Annotated in this window: 14 protein-coding genes; 7 read left to right on the top strand and 7 right to left on the bottom strand. The window is 60.0% G+C overall.

From position 1 onward, the window contains the following. The first annotated feature begins 1 nt into the window (after position 1). The 7 genes from BA011_RS37470 (at position 2) to BA011_RS37440 (ending at position 7,181) form a co-directional block, all read left to right on the top strand. A complete protein-coding gene (locus tag BA011_RS37470) occupies positions 2 to 1,465 on the top strand; it encodes an aldehyde dehydrogenase (RefSeq protein WP_065284538.1) in 1,464 nt (487 codons plus the stop codon). Between the two features lie 5 nt (positions 1,466 to 1,470). Further along, positions 1,471 to 1,794 carry an NIPSNAP family protein gene (locus BA011_RS37465; RefSeq protein ID WP_003538302.1) on the top strand — a complete coding sequence of 108 codons (324 nt, stop codon included), beginning with the start codon at positions 1,471 to 1,473 and terminating at the stop codon, positions 1,792 to 1,794. 48 nt (positions 1,795 to 1,842) lie between these two features. Beyond that, on the top strand, positions 1,843 to 2,853 hold the full coding sequence (locus tag BA011_RS37460; protein WP_065284537.1) for a polyamine ABC transporter substrate-binding protein: 1,011 nt from the start codon (positions 1,843 to 1,845) through the stop codon (positions 2,851 to 2,853). Positions 2,854 to 2,965: 112 nt separating this feature from the next. Continuing rightward, the gene (locus BA011_RS37455; protein ID WP_065284536.1) at positions 2,966 to 3,838 is read left to right on the top strand and encodes an ABC transporter permease; all 873 of its coding nucleotides are present in this window, start codon (positions 2,966 to 2,968) and stop codon (positions 3,836 to 3,838) included. Position 3,839: 1 nt separating this feature from the next. Next, positions 3,840 to 4,640, top strand: coding sequence for an ABC transporter permease (locus BA011_RS37450; RefSeq protein WP_025398202.1), 801 nt, complete (start codon positions 3,840 to 3,842; stop codon positions 4,638 to 4,640). After that, positions 4,637 to 5,716 carry an ABC transporter ATP-binding protein gene (locus BA011_RS37445; RefSeq protein WP_065284535.1) on the top strand — a complete coding sequence of 360 codons (1,080 nt, stop codon included), beginning with the start codon at positions 4,637 to 4,639 and terminating at the stop codon, positions 5,714 to 5,716. Before BA011_RS37450 ends, BA011_RS37445 begins: the two co-directional genes overlap by 4 nt. Before the next feature lie 10 nt (positions 5,717 to 5,726). Then, positions 5,727 to 7,181, top strand: coding sequence for an NAD-dependent succinate-semialdehyde dehydrogenase (locus BA011_RS37440; protein ID WP_065284534.1), 1,455 nt, complete (start codon positions 5,727 to 5,729; stop codon positions 7,179 to 7,181). Between the two features lie 75 nt (positions 7,182 to 7,256). Here BA011_RS37440 and BA011_RS37435 read toward each other — a convergent pair whose 3' ends face one another. Genes BA011_RS37435 through BA011_RS37405 form a run of 7 tightly spaced genes read right to left on the bottom strand, consistent with a single transcriptional unit; the run spans position 7,257 to position 16,829 of the window. Beyond that, on the bottom strand, positions 7,257 to 8,786 hold the full coding sequence (locus tag BA011_RS37435; protein ID WP_065284533.1) for an FAD-dependent oxidoreductase: 1,530 nt from the start codon (positions 8,784 to 8,786) through the stop codon (positions 7,257 to 7,259). After that, on the bottom strand, positions 8,783 to 10,000 hold the full coding sequence (locus BA011_RS37430; RefSeq protein WP_065284532.1) for an NAD-dependent epimerase/dehydratase family protein: 1,218 nt from the start codon (positions 9,998 to 10,000) through the stop codon (positions 8,783 to 8,785). Before BA011_RS37430 ends, BA011_RS37435 begins: the two co-directional genes overlap by 4 nt. A 9-nt stretch (positions 10,001 to 10,009) precedes the next feature. Then, positions 10,010 to 10,990 (bottom strand): GHMP kinase, encoded by a 981-nt coding sequence (locus tag BA011_RS37425; RefSeq protein WP_065284531.1) that lies wholly within the window; start codon positions 10,988 to 10,990, stop codon positions 10,010 to 10,012. Next, positions 10,987 to 12,936 (bottom strand): HAD-IIIA family hydrolase, encoded by a 1,950-nt coding sequence (locus BA011_RS37420; protein ID WP_065284530.1) that lies wholly within the window; start codon positions 12,934 to 12,936, stop codon positions 10,987 to 10,989. The genes BA011_RS37425 and BA011_RS37420 overlap by 4 nt, the downstream gene beginning before the upstream one ends. Beyond that, positions 12,926 to 13,867 carry an SDR family NAD(P)-dependent oxidoreductase gene (locus BA011_RS37415; protein WP_065284529.1) on the bottom strand — a complete coding sequence of 314 codons (942 nt, stop codon included), beginning with the start codon at positions 13,865 to 13,867 and terminating at the stop codon, positions 12,926 to 12,928. Before BA011_RS37415 ends, BA011_RS37420 begins: the two co-directional genes overlap by 11 nt. 32 nt (positions 13,868 to 13,899) lie before the next feature. After that, a complete protein-coding gene (locus BA011_RS37410) occupies positions 13,900 to 14,859 on the bottom strand; it encodes a lysylphosphatidylglycerol synthase transmembrane domain-containing protein (protein ID WP_065284528.1) in 960 nt (319 codons plus the stop codon). Then, a complete protein-coding gene (locus tag BA011_RS37405) occupies positions 14,856 to 16,829 on the bottom strand; it encodes a hypothetical protein (RefSeq protein WP_065284527.1) in 1,974 nt (657 codons plus the stop codon). The genes BA011_RS37410 and BA011_RS37405 overlap by 4 nt, the downstream gene beginning before the upstream one ends. Positions 16,830 to 16,832: the final 3 nt, after the last annotated feature.

Below are 16,832 nucleotides of genomic sequence, written 5' to 3'. Positions count from 1 at the left end.
CATGCGACGTTTCCAGCACTATATCGACGGCGAATTTTCAGATGGCGAGGCCAGCTATCCGAGCATCGATCCAGCCTTCGGCGCGGTCTGGGCTGAGATGCCCGAAGCGCGCGAGGGCGATGTCGATCGGGCTGTCAACGCGGCCGACAAGGCGCTTTACGAAGGTGCCTGGCCGAAAATGACGGCCACCCAACGCGGCAAGCTGCTTTACAAGCTGGCCGATCTGGTTGCCGCCAACGCGCAGATCCTCGCAGAACTGGAGACGCGCGACACCGGCAAGATCATCCGCGAGACATCGGCGCAGATCGCTTATGTCGCCGAATACTATCACTACTATGCCGGCATCGCCGACAAGATCGAAGGCGCCTACCTGCCGATCGACAAGCCTGACATGGATGTCTGGCTTCGCCGCGAACCGATCGGCGTCGTTGCGATGGTCGTGCCGTGGAACAGCCAGCTCTTCCTGTCCGCGGTGAAGATTGGCCCGGCGCTGGCGGCCGGCTGCACGATGGTGGTCAAGGCCTCGGAAGACGGGCCGGCGCCGCTTCTCGAATTTGCACGGCTCGTGCACGAGGCAGGTTTTCCCGCCGGTGTCGTCAACATCATCACCGGTTTCGGCGCCTCCTGCGGCGCCGCTCTCGGCCGGCACCCGAAGGTCGCGCACGTCGCTTTTACCGGCGGCCCTGAAACCGCCCGGCATGTCGTTCGCAACTCGGCCGAAAACCTCGCCTCCACCTCGCTTGAACTTGGCGGCAAGTCGCCATTCATCGTCTTTGCCGATGCGGACCTCGAGAGCGCCGCCAATGCCCAGGTCGCGGGCATCTTCGCCGCGACAGGGCAAAGCTGCGTTGCCGGATCGCGCCTCATCGTCGAACGCAGCATCAAGGATAAATTCGTCGCCCTGCTGCGGGATAAGGCGGAGGCGATCCGGATCGGCGCGCCGCTCGATATGGCGACCGAAGTCGGCCCGCTTGCCACCAAGCGCCAGCAGGACAATATCGGCGCCCTCATTGCCAAGTCGATCGAAAGCGGCGCCCGCCTTGTCACGGGAGGGCGCAAGATCGACGGCGATGGCTATTATTTCCCACCGACGATTCTCGACTGCGACGATGTCGCCTCGCCGTCGCTGATCGAGGAATTCTTCGGGCCGGTCCTGTCCGTCGTGTCGTTCGAGACGGAGGCCGAGGCGTTGCGGCTCGCCAACGATACCCGTTATGGCCTGGCTTCCGGCGTCTTCACCCAGAACCTCACCCGGGCGCATCGGCTGATGAAGGGGCTGCGAGCCGGGATCGTCTGGGTCAACACCTACCGCGTGGTCTCGCCGATCGCGCCGTTCGGCGGTTTCGGCCTGTCGGGCCATGGCAGGGAAGGCGGCATGGCCGCGGCTCTCGACTATACCCGCACCAAGACGATCTGGCTCAGGACATCGGACGATCCGATCCCCGATCCCTTCGTGATGAGGTAGCGCCGATGTTTTACGAGATCCGCACCTACCGGCTGAAGAACGGCACGATCCCGCAATATCTCAAGGTCGTCGAGGAAGAGGGGATCGAGATCCAGAAGAGCCATCTCGGCACGCTCGTCGGTTATTTCTTTTCGGAGATAGGGACGATCAACGAGATCGTTCACATCTGGGCCTTTGCGAGCCTGGACGACCGGGAGGCGAGGCGCCAGAGGCTTCTGGCCGATCCCCGGTGGCAGGCCTTCCTGCCCAAGATCCGCGATCTCATCGAGGTGGCGGAGAACAAGATTATGAAGCCAGCTAACTTTTCTCCCAGGAGCGAGGCGCACTGACGGCATAAGGCATACCCGTAGGACAAACCAGAACAAGGATAAGGGAACATGAAAACAACATTTGCTTTCGCGGCGGTTGCCGCATTCGTGGCTGTGTCCGTACCGGCGCACGCCGACAACATGGTCTTTTCGAGCTGGGGAGGAACGACCCAGGACGCGCAGAAGGCCGCATGGGCCAGCCCGTTCACGGAGAAGACCGGTATCACCGTCGTACAGGACGGGCCGACGGATTACGGCAAGCTCAAGGCGATGGTCGAGGCTGGCCAGGTCACCTGGGACGTGGTCGACGTCGAAGGCGACTATGCCGCCCAGGCCGGCAAGAATGGCCAGCTCGAGAAACTCGATTTCTCCGTCATCGACAAATCCAAGCTCGATCCGCGCTTCGTGACCGATTATTCGGTCGGCAGTTTCTATTATTCCTTCGTGATCGGCTGCAATGCCGATGCCGTCAGCGCCTGCCCGAAGACCTGGGCGGATCTGTTCGACACGACGAAGTTTCCGGGAAAGCGCACATTCTACAAGTGGTCGGCTCCCGGCGTGATCGAAGCGGCGCTGCTTGCCGACGGCGTGGCTGCCGACAAGCTCTATCCGCTTGATCTCGACCGCGCCTTCAAGAAGCTCGATACGATCAAATCGGATATCGTCTGGTGGTCGGGCGGCGCACAGTCGCAGCAGCTTCTGGCATCCGCCGAGGCTCCCTTCGGCAGCATTTGGAATGGCCGCATGACCGCGCTTGCGGCGAGCGGTATCAAGACCGAGACCTCATGGGAACAGAACATCACCGCTGCGGATTCGCTCGTCGTGCCGAAGGGTTCGCCGAACGTGGAAGCCGCGATGAAGTTCATTGCAATGGCGACCTCGGCGGAACCGCAGGCCGCCCTTGCAAAAGCCACCGGATATGCGCCAATCAACGTTGACTCGGCCAAGCTGATGGATCCGGAGACGGCCAAGACCCTGCCGGATCAGCAGACGGCCAGCCAGGTGAATGCCGACATGAACTACTGGGCGGACAATCGCGATGCCATCGGCGAGAAGTGGTACGCCTGGCAGGCGAAATAGCCTGAAACGGCAGATGAACGGGCACGGCGAATGTTCGCCGTGACTCCCGCAGCGTCGGTGCCCATTGTTGGACCTCGGCGCCTGCGGAAATTGACGGGTGGGAAGGACTGTCATGTCGACATTTAGCGATGCCTCCGGCGCAATTGCGCCCCTGCCAAAGGCGCGCAGGGCAACAGGGTTTGGCGGGGTCCTTCCGGCTCTCGCCTTCGTGGCGATCTTTTTCATCGCGCCGGTGGCGGTGCTCTTGTTGCGAAGCGTGCTGGAACCGGTGCCGGGCCTTGGAAACTATGCACAGCTGATCGGGTCCGCGACCTATCTCAAGATTTTCGCCAACACCTTCATCGTCTCAGGTCTCGTCACAGTGATTTCGCTGCTGATCGGATTTCCCGTTGCCTGGGCACTGGCAATCATGCCCGGGCGCCTGACCTCGGTGATCTTTGCAATCCTGCTCCTGTCGATGTGGACCAACCTGCTGGCCCGCACCTATGCCTGGATGGTGCTGCTGCAACGGACGGGGCTCATTAACAAGATGCTGATCGGAATGGGGCTGATCGACAAACCTTTGGCACTGGTCAACAACCTGACCGGGGTGACGATCGGCATGACCTATATCATGCTGCCCTTCATCATCCTGCCGCTCTACGGCGTGATCAGGAAGATCGATCCCTCGACCCTGCAGGCGGCAGCACTTTGCGGCGCCAACCGGTGGCAGTGCCTGACCCGTGTCCTGCTGCCCTTGGCCATGCCTGGCATGGCGGCCGGTGCCCTCATGGTCTTCGTCATGTCCCTTGGTTATTTCGTCACGCCGTCGCTTCTCGGCGGCACCGCGAACATGATGCTCGCGGAGTTGATCGCGCAGTTCGTGCAGTCGCTGGTCAACTGGGGAATGGGAGGTGCCGCGGCGCTGGTGCTCCTCGTGGTGACCCTGTCGCTTTATGCCGTGCAGCTGCGCTTCGTCGGCAACCAGAACCCGGGAGGGCGTTGACATGTTGCTCAATTTCGATCGCCTCGGCTGGTGGAAATATATCCTGCTGGCGATCACGCTTCTGACCGCCGCCTTTCTGCTGCTGCCGATCGTCTTTATCGCCGCGCTCTCCTTCGGCTCCTCGCAGTGGCTGATCTTTCCGCCGCCCGGCTGGACGTTTCAATGGTACAGCGAGCTCTTTGCCGATCCGCGCTGGCTGGAATCGGCTTGGACGAGCTTCAAGATCGCGGTCATCGTGACGATCCTGTCGGTGCTGCTCGGGCTCGTGACCTCCTTCGGACTGGTGCGCGGTTCGTTCCTGTTCCGCGATGCGCTGAAAGCGCTGTTTCTGACGCCGATGATCCTTCCTGTCGTGGTTCTTGCGGTCGCCCTCTATGCCTTTTTCCTGAGGATCGGCCTCGGCGGCACGTTGGCGGGCTTTGTCATTTCGCACCTCGTTCTCGCGCTGCCCTTCTCGATCCTCTCCATCTCAAGTGCGCTGGAGGGCTTCGACAAGTCGATCGAGGATGCGGCGGTTCTTTGCGGCGCCTCGCCTCTGGAAGCAAAGATCAGGGTCACCCTGCCGGCGATCAGCCATGGGCTGTTTTCGGCTGCCGTCTTCTCGTTCCTGACATCCTGGGATGAGGTGGTGGTGGCGATCTTCATGTCCAGCCCGACCCTGCAGACGCTGCCCGTCAAGGTATGGGCGACACTGCGGCAGGACCTGACGCCCGTTGTCGCCGCGGCGTCGACCCTTCTCATCCTTTTGACGATCCTCTTGATGGCGCTGGTTGCCGTCGTGCGTAAGGTACTGAAACAATGAAAGAACCATTCCTTGAGATCCGCGGAATACGAAAGGAATACGGCCCTGTCGTCGCCGTTCACGACGTCAATCTCGATGTTCGGCGCGGGGAGTTCCTGACCTTTCTCGGACCGTCCGGATCCGGGAAAAGCACGACGCTCTACATCCTGGCCGGCTTTGAAACGCCGACGAGAGGCGACATCACGCTGGAGGGCAAGACCCTACTCGACACGCCGTCGCACAAGCGCAACATCGGTATGGTGTTCCAGCGCTACACCCTGTTTCCGCACCTGACGGTGGGCGAAAACATCGCATTCCCGCTGAAGGTCAGGCGCAAGTCCAAGGCCGATGTCGACAGCAAGGTGAAGGAGATGCTGCGGCTCGTCAGGCTCGAAGGCTTCGAGGATCGCAAGCCTGCGCAAATGTCCGGCGGTCAGCAGCAGCGCGTCGCCCTTGCCAGAGCCCTTGCCTATGATCCGCCGGTGCTTCTGATGGACGAGCCGCTGTCGGCGCTCGACAAGAAGCTGCGCGAGGAAATCCAGCATGAGATACGCCGGATCCATCAGCAGACCGAGGTGACGATCCTCTATGTCACGCACGACCAGGAGGAAGCGCTGCGGCTCTCCGACCGCATCGCCGTCTTTTCCAAGGGTGTCATCGATCAGATCGGGACAGGCCCGGAACTCTACGCCAATCCGCGGACCCGCTTCGTTGCCGAATTCATCGGCGACAGCGACTTCATTTCATGCGACCTGCTGTCATCTTCCGATGGACAGGCCACCATTTCGCTTGGCGGCGGGAGCGTCTTCAATCATATTCCGGTGCATGGAAAAGGAACCTCCGGGACGAGGGCAGCCCTGATGCTGAGGCCGGAGCGCATTCGGTTGTCGCGAAACCAGGCAGCCGGAGCGGGTCTTGCCGCAACGGTCAGCGACATTACCTTCCTCGGCAACAATATTCACGTCTCGACCGAGACGGCGACAGGCGAGGCGCTGGCGGTTCGCCTGCCGTTCGGTCATGAGGCTATCGCCGGGCTCAGCCGTGGCGATATAGTCCATCTGAATTTCGATCCCGGTGCCGCTCACGTATTCTGTTGAAAGTTGTCATATGAAGCTCAATGATCCCTCGCTGTTCCGGCAGGCATGCCCCATCGCCGATCGCTGGATCGAACCGGAAGGCCGCAAGGCGGCGACGGTCCGCAATCCGGCGACAGGCGAGCCGCTGGGGGTGGTCCCTGACCTCGGTGCTGCGGAAACGGAAGATGCCATCCGCGCCGCAGTCATCGCCCAGAAGCTTTGGGCGAAGAAGACCGCCGGGGAGCGCGCCGCCGTTCTGAAGGCTTGGCACCGGCTGATGATCGAAAACCGCGACGATCTGGCGATGATCCTGACGCTGGAGCAGGGAAAACCCCTGGCCGAGGCCAAAGGGGAGATCACCTATGGTGCGAGCTTCATCGAATGGTTCGCCGAAGAGGCGAGACGCATCAACGGTGAGGTCGTACCGGGACATCAGCCGGACAAGCGGATCCTCGTCCTGCGCCAGCCTGCAGGCGTGGTGGCGGCGATCACGCCCTGGAACTTTCCGAACGCGATGATCACCCGCAAGATCGGCCCCGCGCTTGCCGCCGGCTGTGCCGTGGTTCTCAAGCCGGCGCTGCAGACGCCATTCTCCGCCATTGCAATCGCCGTTCTCGCTGAGCGTGCCGGCCTGCCGCCGGGGCTTCTCAACATCGTCACGGGTGACGCAGCGGCAATTGGCGGGGCGCTGACGGCAAGCCGTGACGTTCGGGTTCTGACCTTCACCGGGTCCACCCGGACGGGCGAGCTGCTTTACCGGCAATGCGCGCCGACGATCAAAAAGCTCGGCCTCGAGCTTGGCGGCAATGCACCCTTCATCGTCTTCGACGACGCCGATCTCGACGCTGCGGTTGAAGGCGCCATCATCGCCAAATTCCGCAACAACGGCCAGACCTGCGTCTGCGCCAATCGGCTTTATGTCCAGGACGGCGTCTACGAAGCGTTTGCTGCCAAGCTCGCCAAAGCGGTTTCGGGTTTGAAGGTCGGCAACGGTCTCGACCGTGACGTCGTGCTTGGCCCGCTCATCGACGACAATGCCGTCGCCAAGGTCGAAAGCCATATCGGCGATGCCGTTTCAAAGGGTGCCGGGATCGTCTTAGGCGGCAAACGCCACGCGCTCGGCGGCCATTTCTTCGAGCCGACGATCCTGCGCGATGTTGCTACCGGCATGCAGGTGGCGCGTGAGGAAACTTTCGGGCCGCTTGCACCGCTGTTTCGCTTCCGCGACGAAGAGGACGTCATCGAACAGGCAAACGACACTGAGTTCGGGCTTGCTTCGTATTTTTACGCCCGCGATCTGTCGCGGGTATTTCGCGTGGCCGAAGCGCTCGAATATGGGATGGTCGGCGTCAATACCGGTCTCGTCTCCACGGCCGAGGCTCCGTTCGGCGGCGTGAAGATGTCGGGTCTCGGTCGCGAAGGGTCGAGGCACGGATTGGACGAATATACCGAACTTAAATATGTATGCCTGGGCGGCATTGCCTGAGCCGAGAATTCATCTCGCCAATTTTGCCGATGCGTTCCCGTTCATCGCCAACGCTCCGGCAGTGAAATTCAAACGCTAAAGTGCCGAATTTGCTTCGGTTTCGGCGAGACGATGGGCGATGCGATCGGCATTGGCCATGATCGTCATCGTGACATATTTGGAGGACAGATCCGGAAGGATCGAGCCGTCGACGATGTGAAGACCGGGATGGCGATTCAATTCGCCGTCCGAAGAGGAGCCAAACGGACCGGATGCGCCCATAGGTAAGGTGCCGGCAAAATGCGCGTCGATGCCCGGCTCCGCCAGCGATGCGCCTGGGAGCTGAATGAGACCCAACCGTTTCCATTCCCGGCGGAGCGTTTTTTTCAAGGCCTCGGCACGGATGTCGAAACCTTCGGCGAAGCCGCCGCGGATAGTCAGAGCTTTTTTTGTTGTCGCATCTCGACCGATGTAGCTCCGGCTTTGATTGCCGGGATAATAGATCGTCGCGACGAGGAGACTGCTGGCGATCATCTCGAACGCGGCGCGCCCGGCCTTTCGGCCGAGCGGCATCCTGTTGATGAAGCTCTGGGCCGGCAGGGATCCGACCTCATAGATCGCCCCCGTCACGTAATCGGATGCGCCGTCGCCGTAGCGCAGAGATAATCCGAGCTGCGCAAGGCTGTGGGTCGCCGTCGGTGAACGCAACAACCTTGCGGGGGAGAGCAGGGGAATGGCGAGCGTGGGACTGTTCAAAAGACGCAGTCCCTGTTCGTCAATCGGCAGGAGGTCCGCCAGCAGGGCGGCCGTTCCAAGAACTCCTGCGGCCAGAATTATTCTCGGCGCGGAGAAGAAGGATCCGTCGGCCGTTCCGACCGTCCAGCCCGCATTGCGTGTCAGTGAGACGGCCCGCATGTTGTCGAGCAAACGAAAATGCGGGGATTTGCGCAACGGAAGCAAATCCTGCCTGCTGTTATAGATCGCGCCGCTCGGGCAGCCATAGAGGCAGTCGCCGCGCAGATCGCATGCCGCCCGCCCGGATCTCGCGTCCGAAAGTATGGCATTGACGGCGGGAAAAAGCCGGAACGATTTATCAGCCGGCTTAGCGGCCTGGTGCCGATGCAGAACATGGGCCGCTGTCGCCCCAAGCGGCAGGACCGGCTCGCCGTTAGCGCCTGTCGTAACATCGGCATTCCTGCTGATGCCGATGCGCTTGGCGACATGCTCGTAGGATCTCTGCAAGGAGGCGATGTCTATCGGCCAATCCGCAATGTCCTCGGCATCGAGATAGCTGATTTGCGCTCCCCAAATGTTGGAGAGACCGCCGCGGGCAAGGCTGCCGATTGGGATGAAACCGTCGCCGGTTATACCGGATTGGTGTCGAAAAGGTTCGAGAATTCCTCGTGCCGCGGGAGTCTGCAATTTCGGCGAGCTTCCGTCGTCCGTTCGCAGCGATTCCAGATTGCTTCCCAGGACGCGGACACTGCGGCTTTCCTCCTGCGATCCGGCATCATCCCCGCTATCCAGCATCAGAACGCGGCGGCCGGCCGCTATGAGCGGCAACGCGGCTGAAACACCAGCAGGCCCGCTGCCGATGATGATGAAGTCGGCATCCGGCTCAGTCATCGATATCTCCCGGCTAAAAGCGCGCGGAGCGGAAAGAGCAGGACATCGCTGGAAATCGCCAGCATCGCGCCGAAAAATCCGGCCTTTTTGCCTGGGGTCCTTTCCGGTTCGCTTGCGAGGTCGGCCAAATAAAGGGCCTGCGCGAGGCGATGCCGAGTTCGATTGGCCGGCGGTTCAAAGAGGGCCAGCAGAGCAGGATTCCTGATCATTGCCGGGGAGAGACCGAGCGGTGCCAATCCCTCACGCCGCAGCCCTTCGCAAAGCCTCTGCAGTTGTATTTCCGTGGGCGCGATGCCTAGATATCGCAGCAGAGCCTGTGCCTCACATCGCGATTGCTCCTCGTGTGTCTGGCCGAATTCTCCGGCAAGCACCATCGCCGGGTCAGACAGGTTCAACTTCAGGAGCCTGAGGCTCTCGCTGCTCTCCATCGGTGCTGCGCCTGCAAGCCCGAGCACGCGCTCCGGATCGACCGTGGGAATCAACGGGAGAAGCTTCGTCACGCGGCAGGCGAGGAGTGCGGCGGTCAGGGGCACCGGTATGAAATGGAGGTTGCCATTACCCTGGGCACGGCGGAGAATTCTGAGCCAGGCGGCAAAGCTTATGGGATTTTCCTGCGCCAGCACAAATGTCTGCAGCGGCTGGTTTTCTCCGGTCGCCAACGCCAGCAGCCCTGCGGCGACTTCGTCGAGATGAATGGGCTGAACTTTTCGGCTGAGTCCGATCATCGGCAGGATTGGGCTGAGCGCCGCCAATTTCGCCATCAGGCCGTACATCGCTGTGCGGGGGCCGCCGTAAACGAGCCCTATTCGCGCAATTCTGACGATCGGTACCGCCTCGCTGGCAGCCAAATGCTCTTCGATCCTGAACTTGGTCCGGCCGTAGACATTGAGCGCTTCTCTTCTGGACGAGGTGGACGAGGCAAAAACGAAGCGCGGCACTCCGGCTGTCTTTGCCGCTTCGGCCAGCTTCAAGGTGCCTGATATATTGACGTTTTCTTCTTCGGCCGCCTCCGGCGGAGTAGCCCAGCAATGCGCGAGATGGACGAGCCCAACCGCTCCCTCCAGATCGGACGCGGCAGGCTCATCTCCAATGCGCCACTTGGCGCCGGGCCGGCGGCCCAGCTCGACCACGTCGAAACCGCGCTCACGCGCCATCGCGGCAAGTCTCGCACCGATATAGCCGGTCGATCCGGTGATGATGAGACGTGGTGCCATTCCCACTTTCTACTGTGCAAAGGCGATGCGCGCGCCGCTCCAGTCAAAACGAAACTCGATTTCCTTGAGCTGCGACAGCGCTTGCCGCACCTTTTCCTGACGATCTCTAGGGCAATAGAGAACGAGGAAGCCGCCTCCGCCTGCACCTGCAAGCTTGCCCCCGATAGCGCCGGCAGCACGCGCCGCCTCGTAAAACTCGTCGATCGCATTGTTGGTAATCTTCGAGGTCAGCGATCTTTTCATCATCCATCCGCGGTGCAGGGCTTCGCCGAACGCACTGAGATCTCCAGCCATCAGGATATCGCGCATTTCGTAGCTCAGCTGCACCATGCGCTCGACGGTCCGGAATTTTTCTTCGTCAGCCTCCATGGCCTGCACCTGCGTCGACAGCACCGAGCGCGTATCGCGCTGGCTCCCTGTGAAAAACAGCAGGATGTTGTTCTCGAGTTCCGCCATCTTTTCGGAACCGAGCACGACAGGCTGAACGTTGACGCCGCCGTTGGGATTGAATTCGATGAAGTTCAGGCCGCCATGAGCGGCCGCATATTGGTCCTGCTTGCCGATCGGCTCCTTCAGGATATCGATTTCGAGCCTGCAGGCTTCTTCCGCCAGCTGATCCTTCGAGGCAAAGCGCGACCTGTGGGCATAGAGCGCGTTGATCAGCGCCACGGAAAAGGAACTGGATGATCCCAACCCGGTTCCCGAGGGAATGTCGGCGACGGAAGCAACTTCGATGCCGGGCTCGATCCGATGCATCCGCAGGGCCTCGCGCAGCAGCGGATGGGCGATCTCTTCAAGCGTATCGGCGAGCTCGGTGCGCGTATATTTGAGATGATATTTGTTTTCATTGAAGTAGTTATGCACGATAATAAAGCTGTACTTGGCGATCGCGCAGGACAAGACCGCACCTGCTTGGCGGCGATAGTAGGACGCTATGTCCGAGCCGCCTCCGGCGAAGCTGACCCGAAAAGGTGCGGATGAAACGATCAAAGGATTGCCTCCTCGAGATTGATGACGATGTCGGCCGATGTCCGTTGTAGATCGATCCTCGGCCACTCCTCCTGAATTCGCGACGCCCAGAGCCCTTCGGCGTCCGCCGGCGTCAGGCCTTTCCAGGCGTAAAAATTGTGAAAGCGGTTCAGCAGCGTCTGCTGCGACGCTTCGACGAAGGCAGCCATGTCGACATCTTCACGGATCGACGCATGTCCGGCAAAAATGCCGTCCAGCAGAATGATCTCGGCATCACGCGCATCATAGATGGTCGTACCCGTATGTTGGCCACGACTTGCCGCGTCGTAGCCGGGCGCCTCGACCTGTCCGGATTGACGCAGCATTCTGACGATCTCAGGATAGAACTCGACCCTGTTGCGTTCTTCCGCGTTCATATCGGGCCGGCGGTGTTCGAGCGGCAGAATCCAACGGTCGAGCTCCAGCCTCGCCACCCTGCGCCCAGCTTCCGAGAGCATGCGCTGAACGGCATGCGCAAACGTACTTTTGCCGGAGCGGGAACGACCGCATATGCTGACGAGCAAAGGACCTGCCTCATTTGAAAGACGTGCATCTATCGCGCTGAAGAGAGCTTGCCCGATATCCTGGTAGCTGCACTGAAAGCGAACGGCGTCATAGACCGTGTCGAAGACAAGATCGGCACGCGGGATCTCTGTTTGCCCGGCTGGATAGCTCTTTTCATCCCGCAGGCCATAACCGGTGCGTACGCCATAGGCCCAGATGCCCGCCTTGCGGCCGGCACCTATGTCGCGCAGACTGTCTCCGATGATGATGGATTTGGTTTTTTCGATCGGCAATTCCGCCATGGCCTGGCGGATCATCAGATCTCCCGGTTTGCGGCAAGCGCAATCGATCTTCAGCGCCGGAACCTCGTTGGCGAATCCTTTTTCCGGATGGTGCGGGCAAAAATAGATACGGTCCAGGACGCCGCCATTTTCGGCAAGCTCGGCCTCCAGGCGACCAAGAACATGATCCAGGCCGGATTCATCGAGCAGGCCCTTGGCGACCTGCGGCCGGTTGGTGACGGCAACCGCAAGGAAGCCGGCCTCGCGGGCAAGCCGTACCGCTTCGCCGGCTCGGTCGATCAGCTTCACCTGGTCGGGATGGATGACGCCATGGCCGCCGACATCTTCGTTGAGGACGCCATCGCAATCGAAAAACACCGCCGGTCTTTTAACGGACAGATGGACCGCATGAACCCGTTCCTGCCGAAGATCCTCCGCCGCGGCAGCATGTCGGCTCGGAGACCCGGTATCCTTCATATATTCCGGCGTATCATAGATCGCGACCGGGATGGAACGCTCAAGGAGACCGGGAACGACATGATGGATCATGTCGGCCGGCTGCTCCGGCAGGAGCATTTCGAAAAACTGGTCGGAAGCCACGTACAAACCGGCCGGTACGAGATTGCGCCAATCCGCATCGCGCGGCGCCTTGCGAGGCAACAGGCGCTGGAGATAACTGCTCTTTTGAACGACGAGATCGGATGTACGGGGATGATCGTTGGGGTGAGCGATGATCGTCAGAGCGGCGGGAAATTGCTGACGATGACGCGCCAGTGCTGAAAGATCGATATCGAAAAGCATATCGCCGTAGACGATCAGGACGTCGCCGGCGATCGTTTCCAAAGTCGTCAGGCAGCCTGCCGTGCCGAGCGGGGACGTCTCGACGAAGACGTCGATTGTAATGCCGAGTTTTTCAGCTTGCGGGCCAAGAGCAGGCTCGAGCTGGCCGCCGAGGTGGCCGCCGAGCACGCGCACGTGCTGAACGCCTTCGCGGGCGAGAACACGAATCTGCCTGAGAATGATCGGCACGCCGTCCAGAGGCAGAAGGGCTTTCGGAATGGCATCGCCCGTCATGCTGAGCGCGCGCGTTCCGAGGCCCCCGGCAATAATGATTGCCTCGCGGATAGCGTTTTCAGAACCCATTCGCCAGGATCCGCTCGACGGCAAGTTCAACGGCCTCGGTCGACTTTCGCTTCGGCGACCAGCCCAGTGCGACGAGCCGGCTGATGTCGTAGCTGAAGCGCGGCACATCGCCCAGCCACCCACGGTCCTCGCTTCCGTATTCGATAGCGGCTCCGGCTGCGACCTTCGAGACCACGATCTCGGCGATATCGCGGACGGACGTTTCGCCGATGCCGCTAGCATGAAATACTTCATAGGCGCCGGGTGCCTTGTCCCATGCAAGGAGAATCGCATCCACCAGATCTCCGACATAGAGATAAGGCTTTGTCTGCATTCCGTTGCCGAGCACCTGGAGTCTCGTCGGATCAGCCTTCAACCTGTTGATGAAGTCGTAGATCGCTCCATGCGTCGAGCGCTCCCCAACGACATTCGGAAAACGCAGCACCAGTGTCTTGATGCCGAATGACAGCGCATAGACGGACAGATAGGCTTCGGCAGCAAGCTTGCTGGCGCCATAGAATGAGATCGGCCGCAAAGGGCCGTGATTCTCGTGGATGTTCCCTTCAGCTTCGCCGAACACGGCGGAAGTGCTGGCGAAGAAAAGCCTGTCGATCCCAAGCTTGCGCATAGTGGCAAGTAGCGTCGTCGTCGTCAGCTGGTTGAGTTGCAGGTCCAGCTCCGCATTGGCGTTGCCGGCGGCAATATCGGAATTGGCGGCGAGATGAAAAACAGCGTCGGGACGGTCCGCCGCAAGGAGCTGCTCCATGCCTTCCCGATCAAGCATATCCAGCTTCTGGAAGCGAAAATCCGATCGCTCCAGCAGATGATCTATGTTCCGCATGCGGCCAAGATGGAGATTGTCGATCGCGGTGACCCGATAGCCCTTTTCCAAAAGGCGATCGCAGAGATGGCTGCCGATAAATCCGGCCCCTCCGGTTACCAAGGCATGCATGTCGGCAGCTCCATATGATCTGCTAAGGCTCATCAGAGCACTTTGATCTTTCCCGAATGAGGACGCGAAAGGACGAATACACCACCGGCCAAGCCGACCACAAGCTGCAGCAGGCCGAAAACCACGGAGAGCGTTGCCGCGTCCGTCGTGCCTATGCCGAACACGGCAAGTGAAATGATCATACCGCCTTCCCGGAGTCCCCATCCTCCAACGGAAATGGGAACCATCGCGATCAAGAGCACCGGCGGGAAAGCGGCTGCGGCCTGACCCCAATCGAGCGGGAGACCAAGGCCGAGAACGAGGGTCTCGAGGGAGACGACGCTCAACCCGTGAATGGCGAGGGTCAATAGAAATATACCGACCATTCTTTGGTGGGTAATCAAAGCCCGCAACCCATCGGTCAACGCGTGCAGCTTTGCCGGAAAGAACCGGACGAATAAGTGGCGGCGCCAACTGAACACCAGGGCTGATGCGATGGTTCCCGCGACACCAAGCGCCGCGAGTTCGGTCAGATAGGGGATGGGAAAGTCGTGCCCGTAGACGGCGCGCAGGATGATCAGTCCGATCAGCGCAACGACCGCTAGTCCGAAAAGAGTAAGGATGCGATCCATGACGACGCCTAGCGTGGCTTCTCCGATCGTCAGGCCATATTTGACGGCACCAAATATGCGAGCGGCATCGCCTGGAATGGGACTCGGAAGAGCTTGATTGTAAAACAGGCTTTGCATGAAGAGTTTCATGGCGCCTGATATCTTCAGCCTCTGCCCTATCATCTCCGATAGAAGGCACCACCGCCACGCCGAAAGCAGAGCCTGCAGGAGCAGAAGGAAGATGCTGACCGAAATGGTCGCCGCCGACAGGGTCTGGACCGCAGCCCACCCTTCCGAAAAATCTACCTTGCGCGCGATCCATATAACCAAGCCAAGCGCGACGACTACTTTCAAAACCGGTATGCCAATGCGAAGCAACGCTGGGGAGGACGCGGTAGTCACGGTGCCTGATCCGCATCAAAACGGTAGAGCTTCCAGCCGAACCGATCTGTCAATATCAGCGAGGAACGGGGCATCATGTGCGCTACGACGCTGTTGGCCATCACCATTTTATCTTCTCCAAGGCGTTCGGCGAGGAACGCGCTACCAGCGTCAGGGGTGACGATGAAGTAGCCTATATGATTGTACTTTATGAAAGCGTCGATATCCGAACCCGGTGCAGGCAGCACGTGGCGCGGCAATTGCCAACCGCCATCGCGGCCATCGTTGTAAGCCGTGGACAATAATGTGTTGGAGTTATGGAAAGGTTGGAAAACGGTTCGCAGGTCGTGATCCGCGATATAGCGGTACAAGAAATAGGCTTTGCGATGGCTCTCCAAATATTCGTCGACGCTTATCATCCCAAGCACGACGTCAAGTTCTTTCGCCTTGACGGGATCCAAGCCGGCACCGCCACCCACTTGATGCCAATGGGAAATCCAGAGGCCGCCGGCCAGCAAGCTGACGACAACCGGGGTGGCGACCATGCAGGCGCGCGACGAGACGATTTTCGCAAGTGGGGCTATCTGCGGCAGGACTCGCCGGTCAAGCCATTTATCCAGCCGTTCGCGAACCAGGGACGCGCCGATAAACCCGGTCGAAAAGAAAAGCAGATAGGCTGGCGTTGCCCACCGTATGTGATTGAACATAACAGTGTACCATATCACAAACATGGCAGCGACAATCGCTGCCAGAAATGCGATGCGCCGGAAAGCCACCGCCAGGCCGGCCAGTATCAAAGCAAGAGCGACGAAAGCGTTCGGCTTGCGAGCGAGGAACCAGTCGTAAAGAATATAGAGGAAGTCCTGCCAACCTTGCAGAGTAGCGAGGTTCGTCACGAAACGTCGGTTGGCGGGATCGAAAGCCCGGCCCAATTCGAGCGTGTAATCCGCCATCCAAGCATCGGTGAGGCCCGGATGACCGAACAGGAAGGGATAGATCGGGTTGCCGAGAACGATCAGGTTTTTCGCATACCAATAGCCCGCGACGGCGAGAAATGTGCAGAGGCATGACAGGAAGAGCGGCAGCGATACTCTTCCTCTGATGAGCGCCGGCATCAATGCCAGCCCTACAAGGCCAACCATTTGCAGTTCCGTATATTTTCCTCCGACCGCTCCCCCCAAGACGAGCGCACAATGAAAAAGCTCCGCCGGACGCCGGGTTTCCAAATAGCGCCACAGAAAAAGCACGGCTGCGACTGAGAAACACGACCGGGCCAGATCCGTCATCGGTTCGCCGACACTCCCCCTGAAGAAGGGGATGCCGAGTATCAGAGCGGCCACCAGGAAAAAACCGCATGCCCGCCAACGGCTGGCGCAGCTTGAAAGGAGGAACAGAAACCCGAAGAAAATTGCGATATTCATGGTCGCCGCGCCGGTCCAGTGACCGCTGACCATCATGACGAGTGCAAACAGCAGATTGAAGAAGAGTGGAATATTCCCGTAGAAGGGATGATCAATCTGCGGTGTCACAAAGCCAGCGTGATCGATGATGCTGTTTGCGAGCGGGATGTGGAAAACCCACACATCGTCGACGCTTGATGGAAATAGGGCTTGGACGCTCCACACGTAGCAATAGGCAATGCATACTAGTGCAGCGAGGACCGGAAACGGATTGCCGATCCTGGTTTCGGCCGTGATTTTGCGAAAAAACGAACGCAGGTCGCAAAGAAGCGCGACGAGGTCACGCCGCCGCCAGATCATCGAGACAGTCACAATAGGAAGAACGATTTCCCATCGCAGCCCATGAAATGCGCCAAGGATGGTAGCCGCGCCGCCTGATATCGCCAAGGCCGGCAAAATGCCGCTGAGCAAAAAGTCGATGCCGTCCCGAAAGGGGCGATCGCAACCTCGATTGAGCCAAACGACGATCCCCCGATCGATCACTAGGCCCCATAAGATTATGAAAAAGACGGTGCACCAGCTTACGATCATCAG

The organism is Rhizobium leguminosarum (assembly GCF_001679785.1).
Lineage (GTDB): Bacteria > Pseudomonadota > Alphaproteobacteria > Rhizobiales > Rhizobiaceae > Rhizobium > Rhizobium leguminosarum_R.
This window is presented reverse-complemented; position numbering and strand designations above follow the sequence as displayed.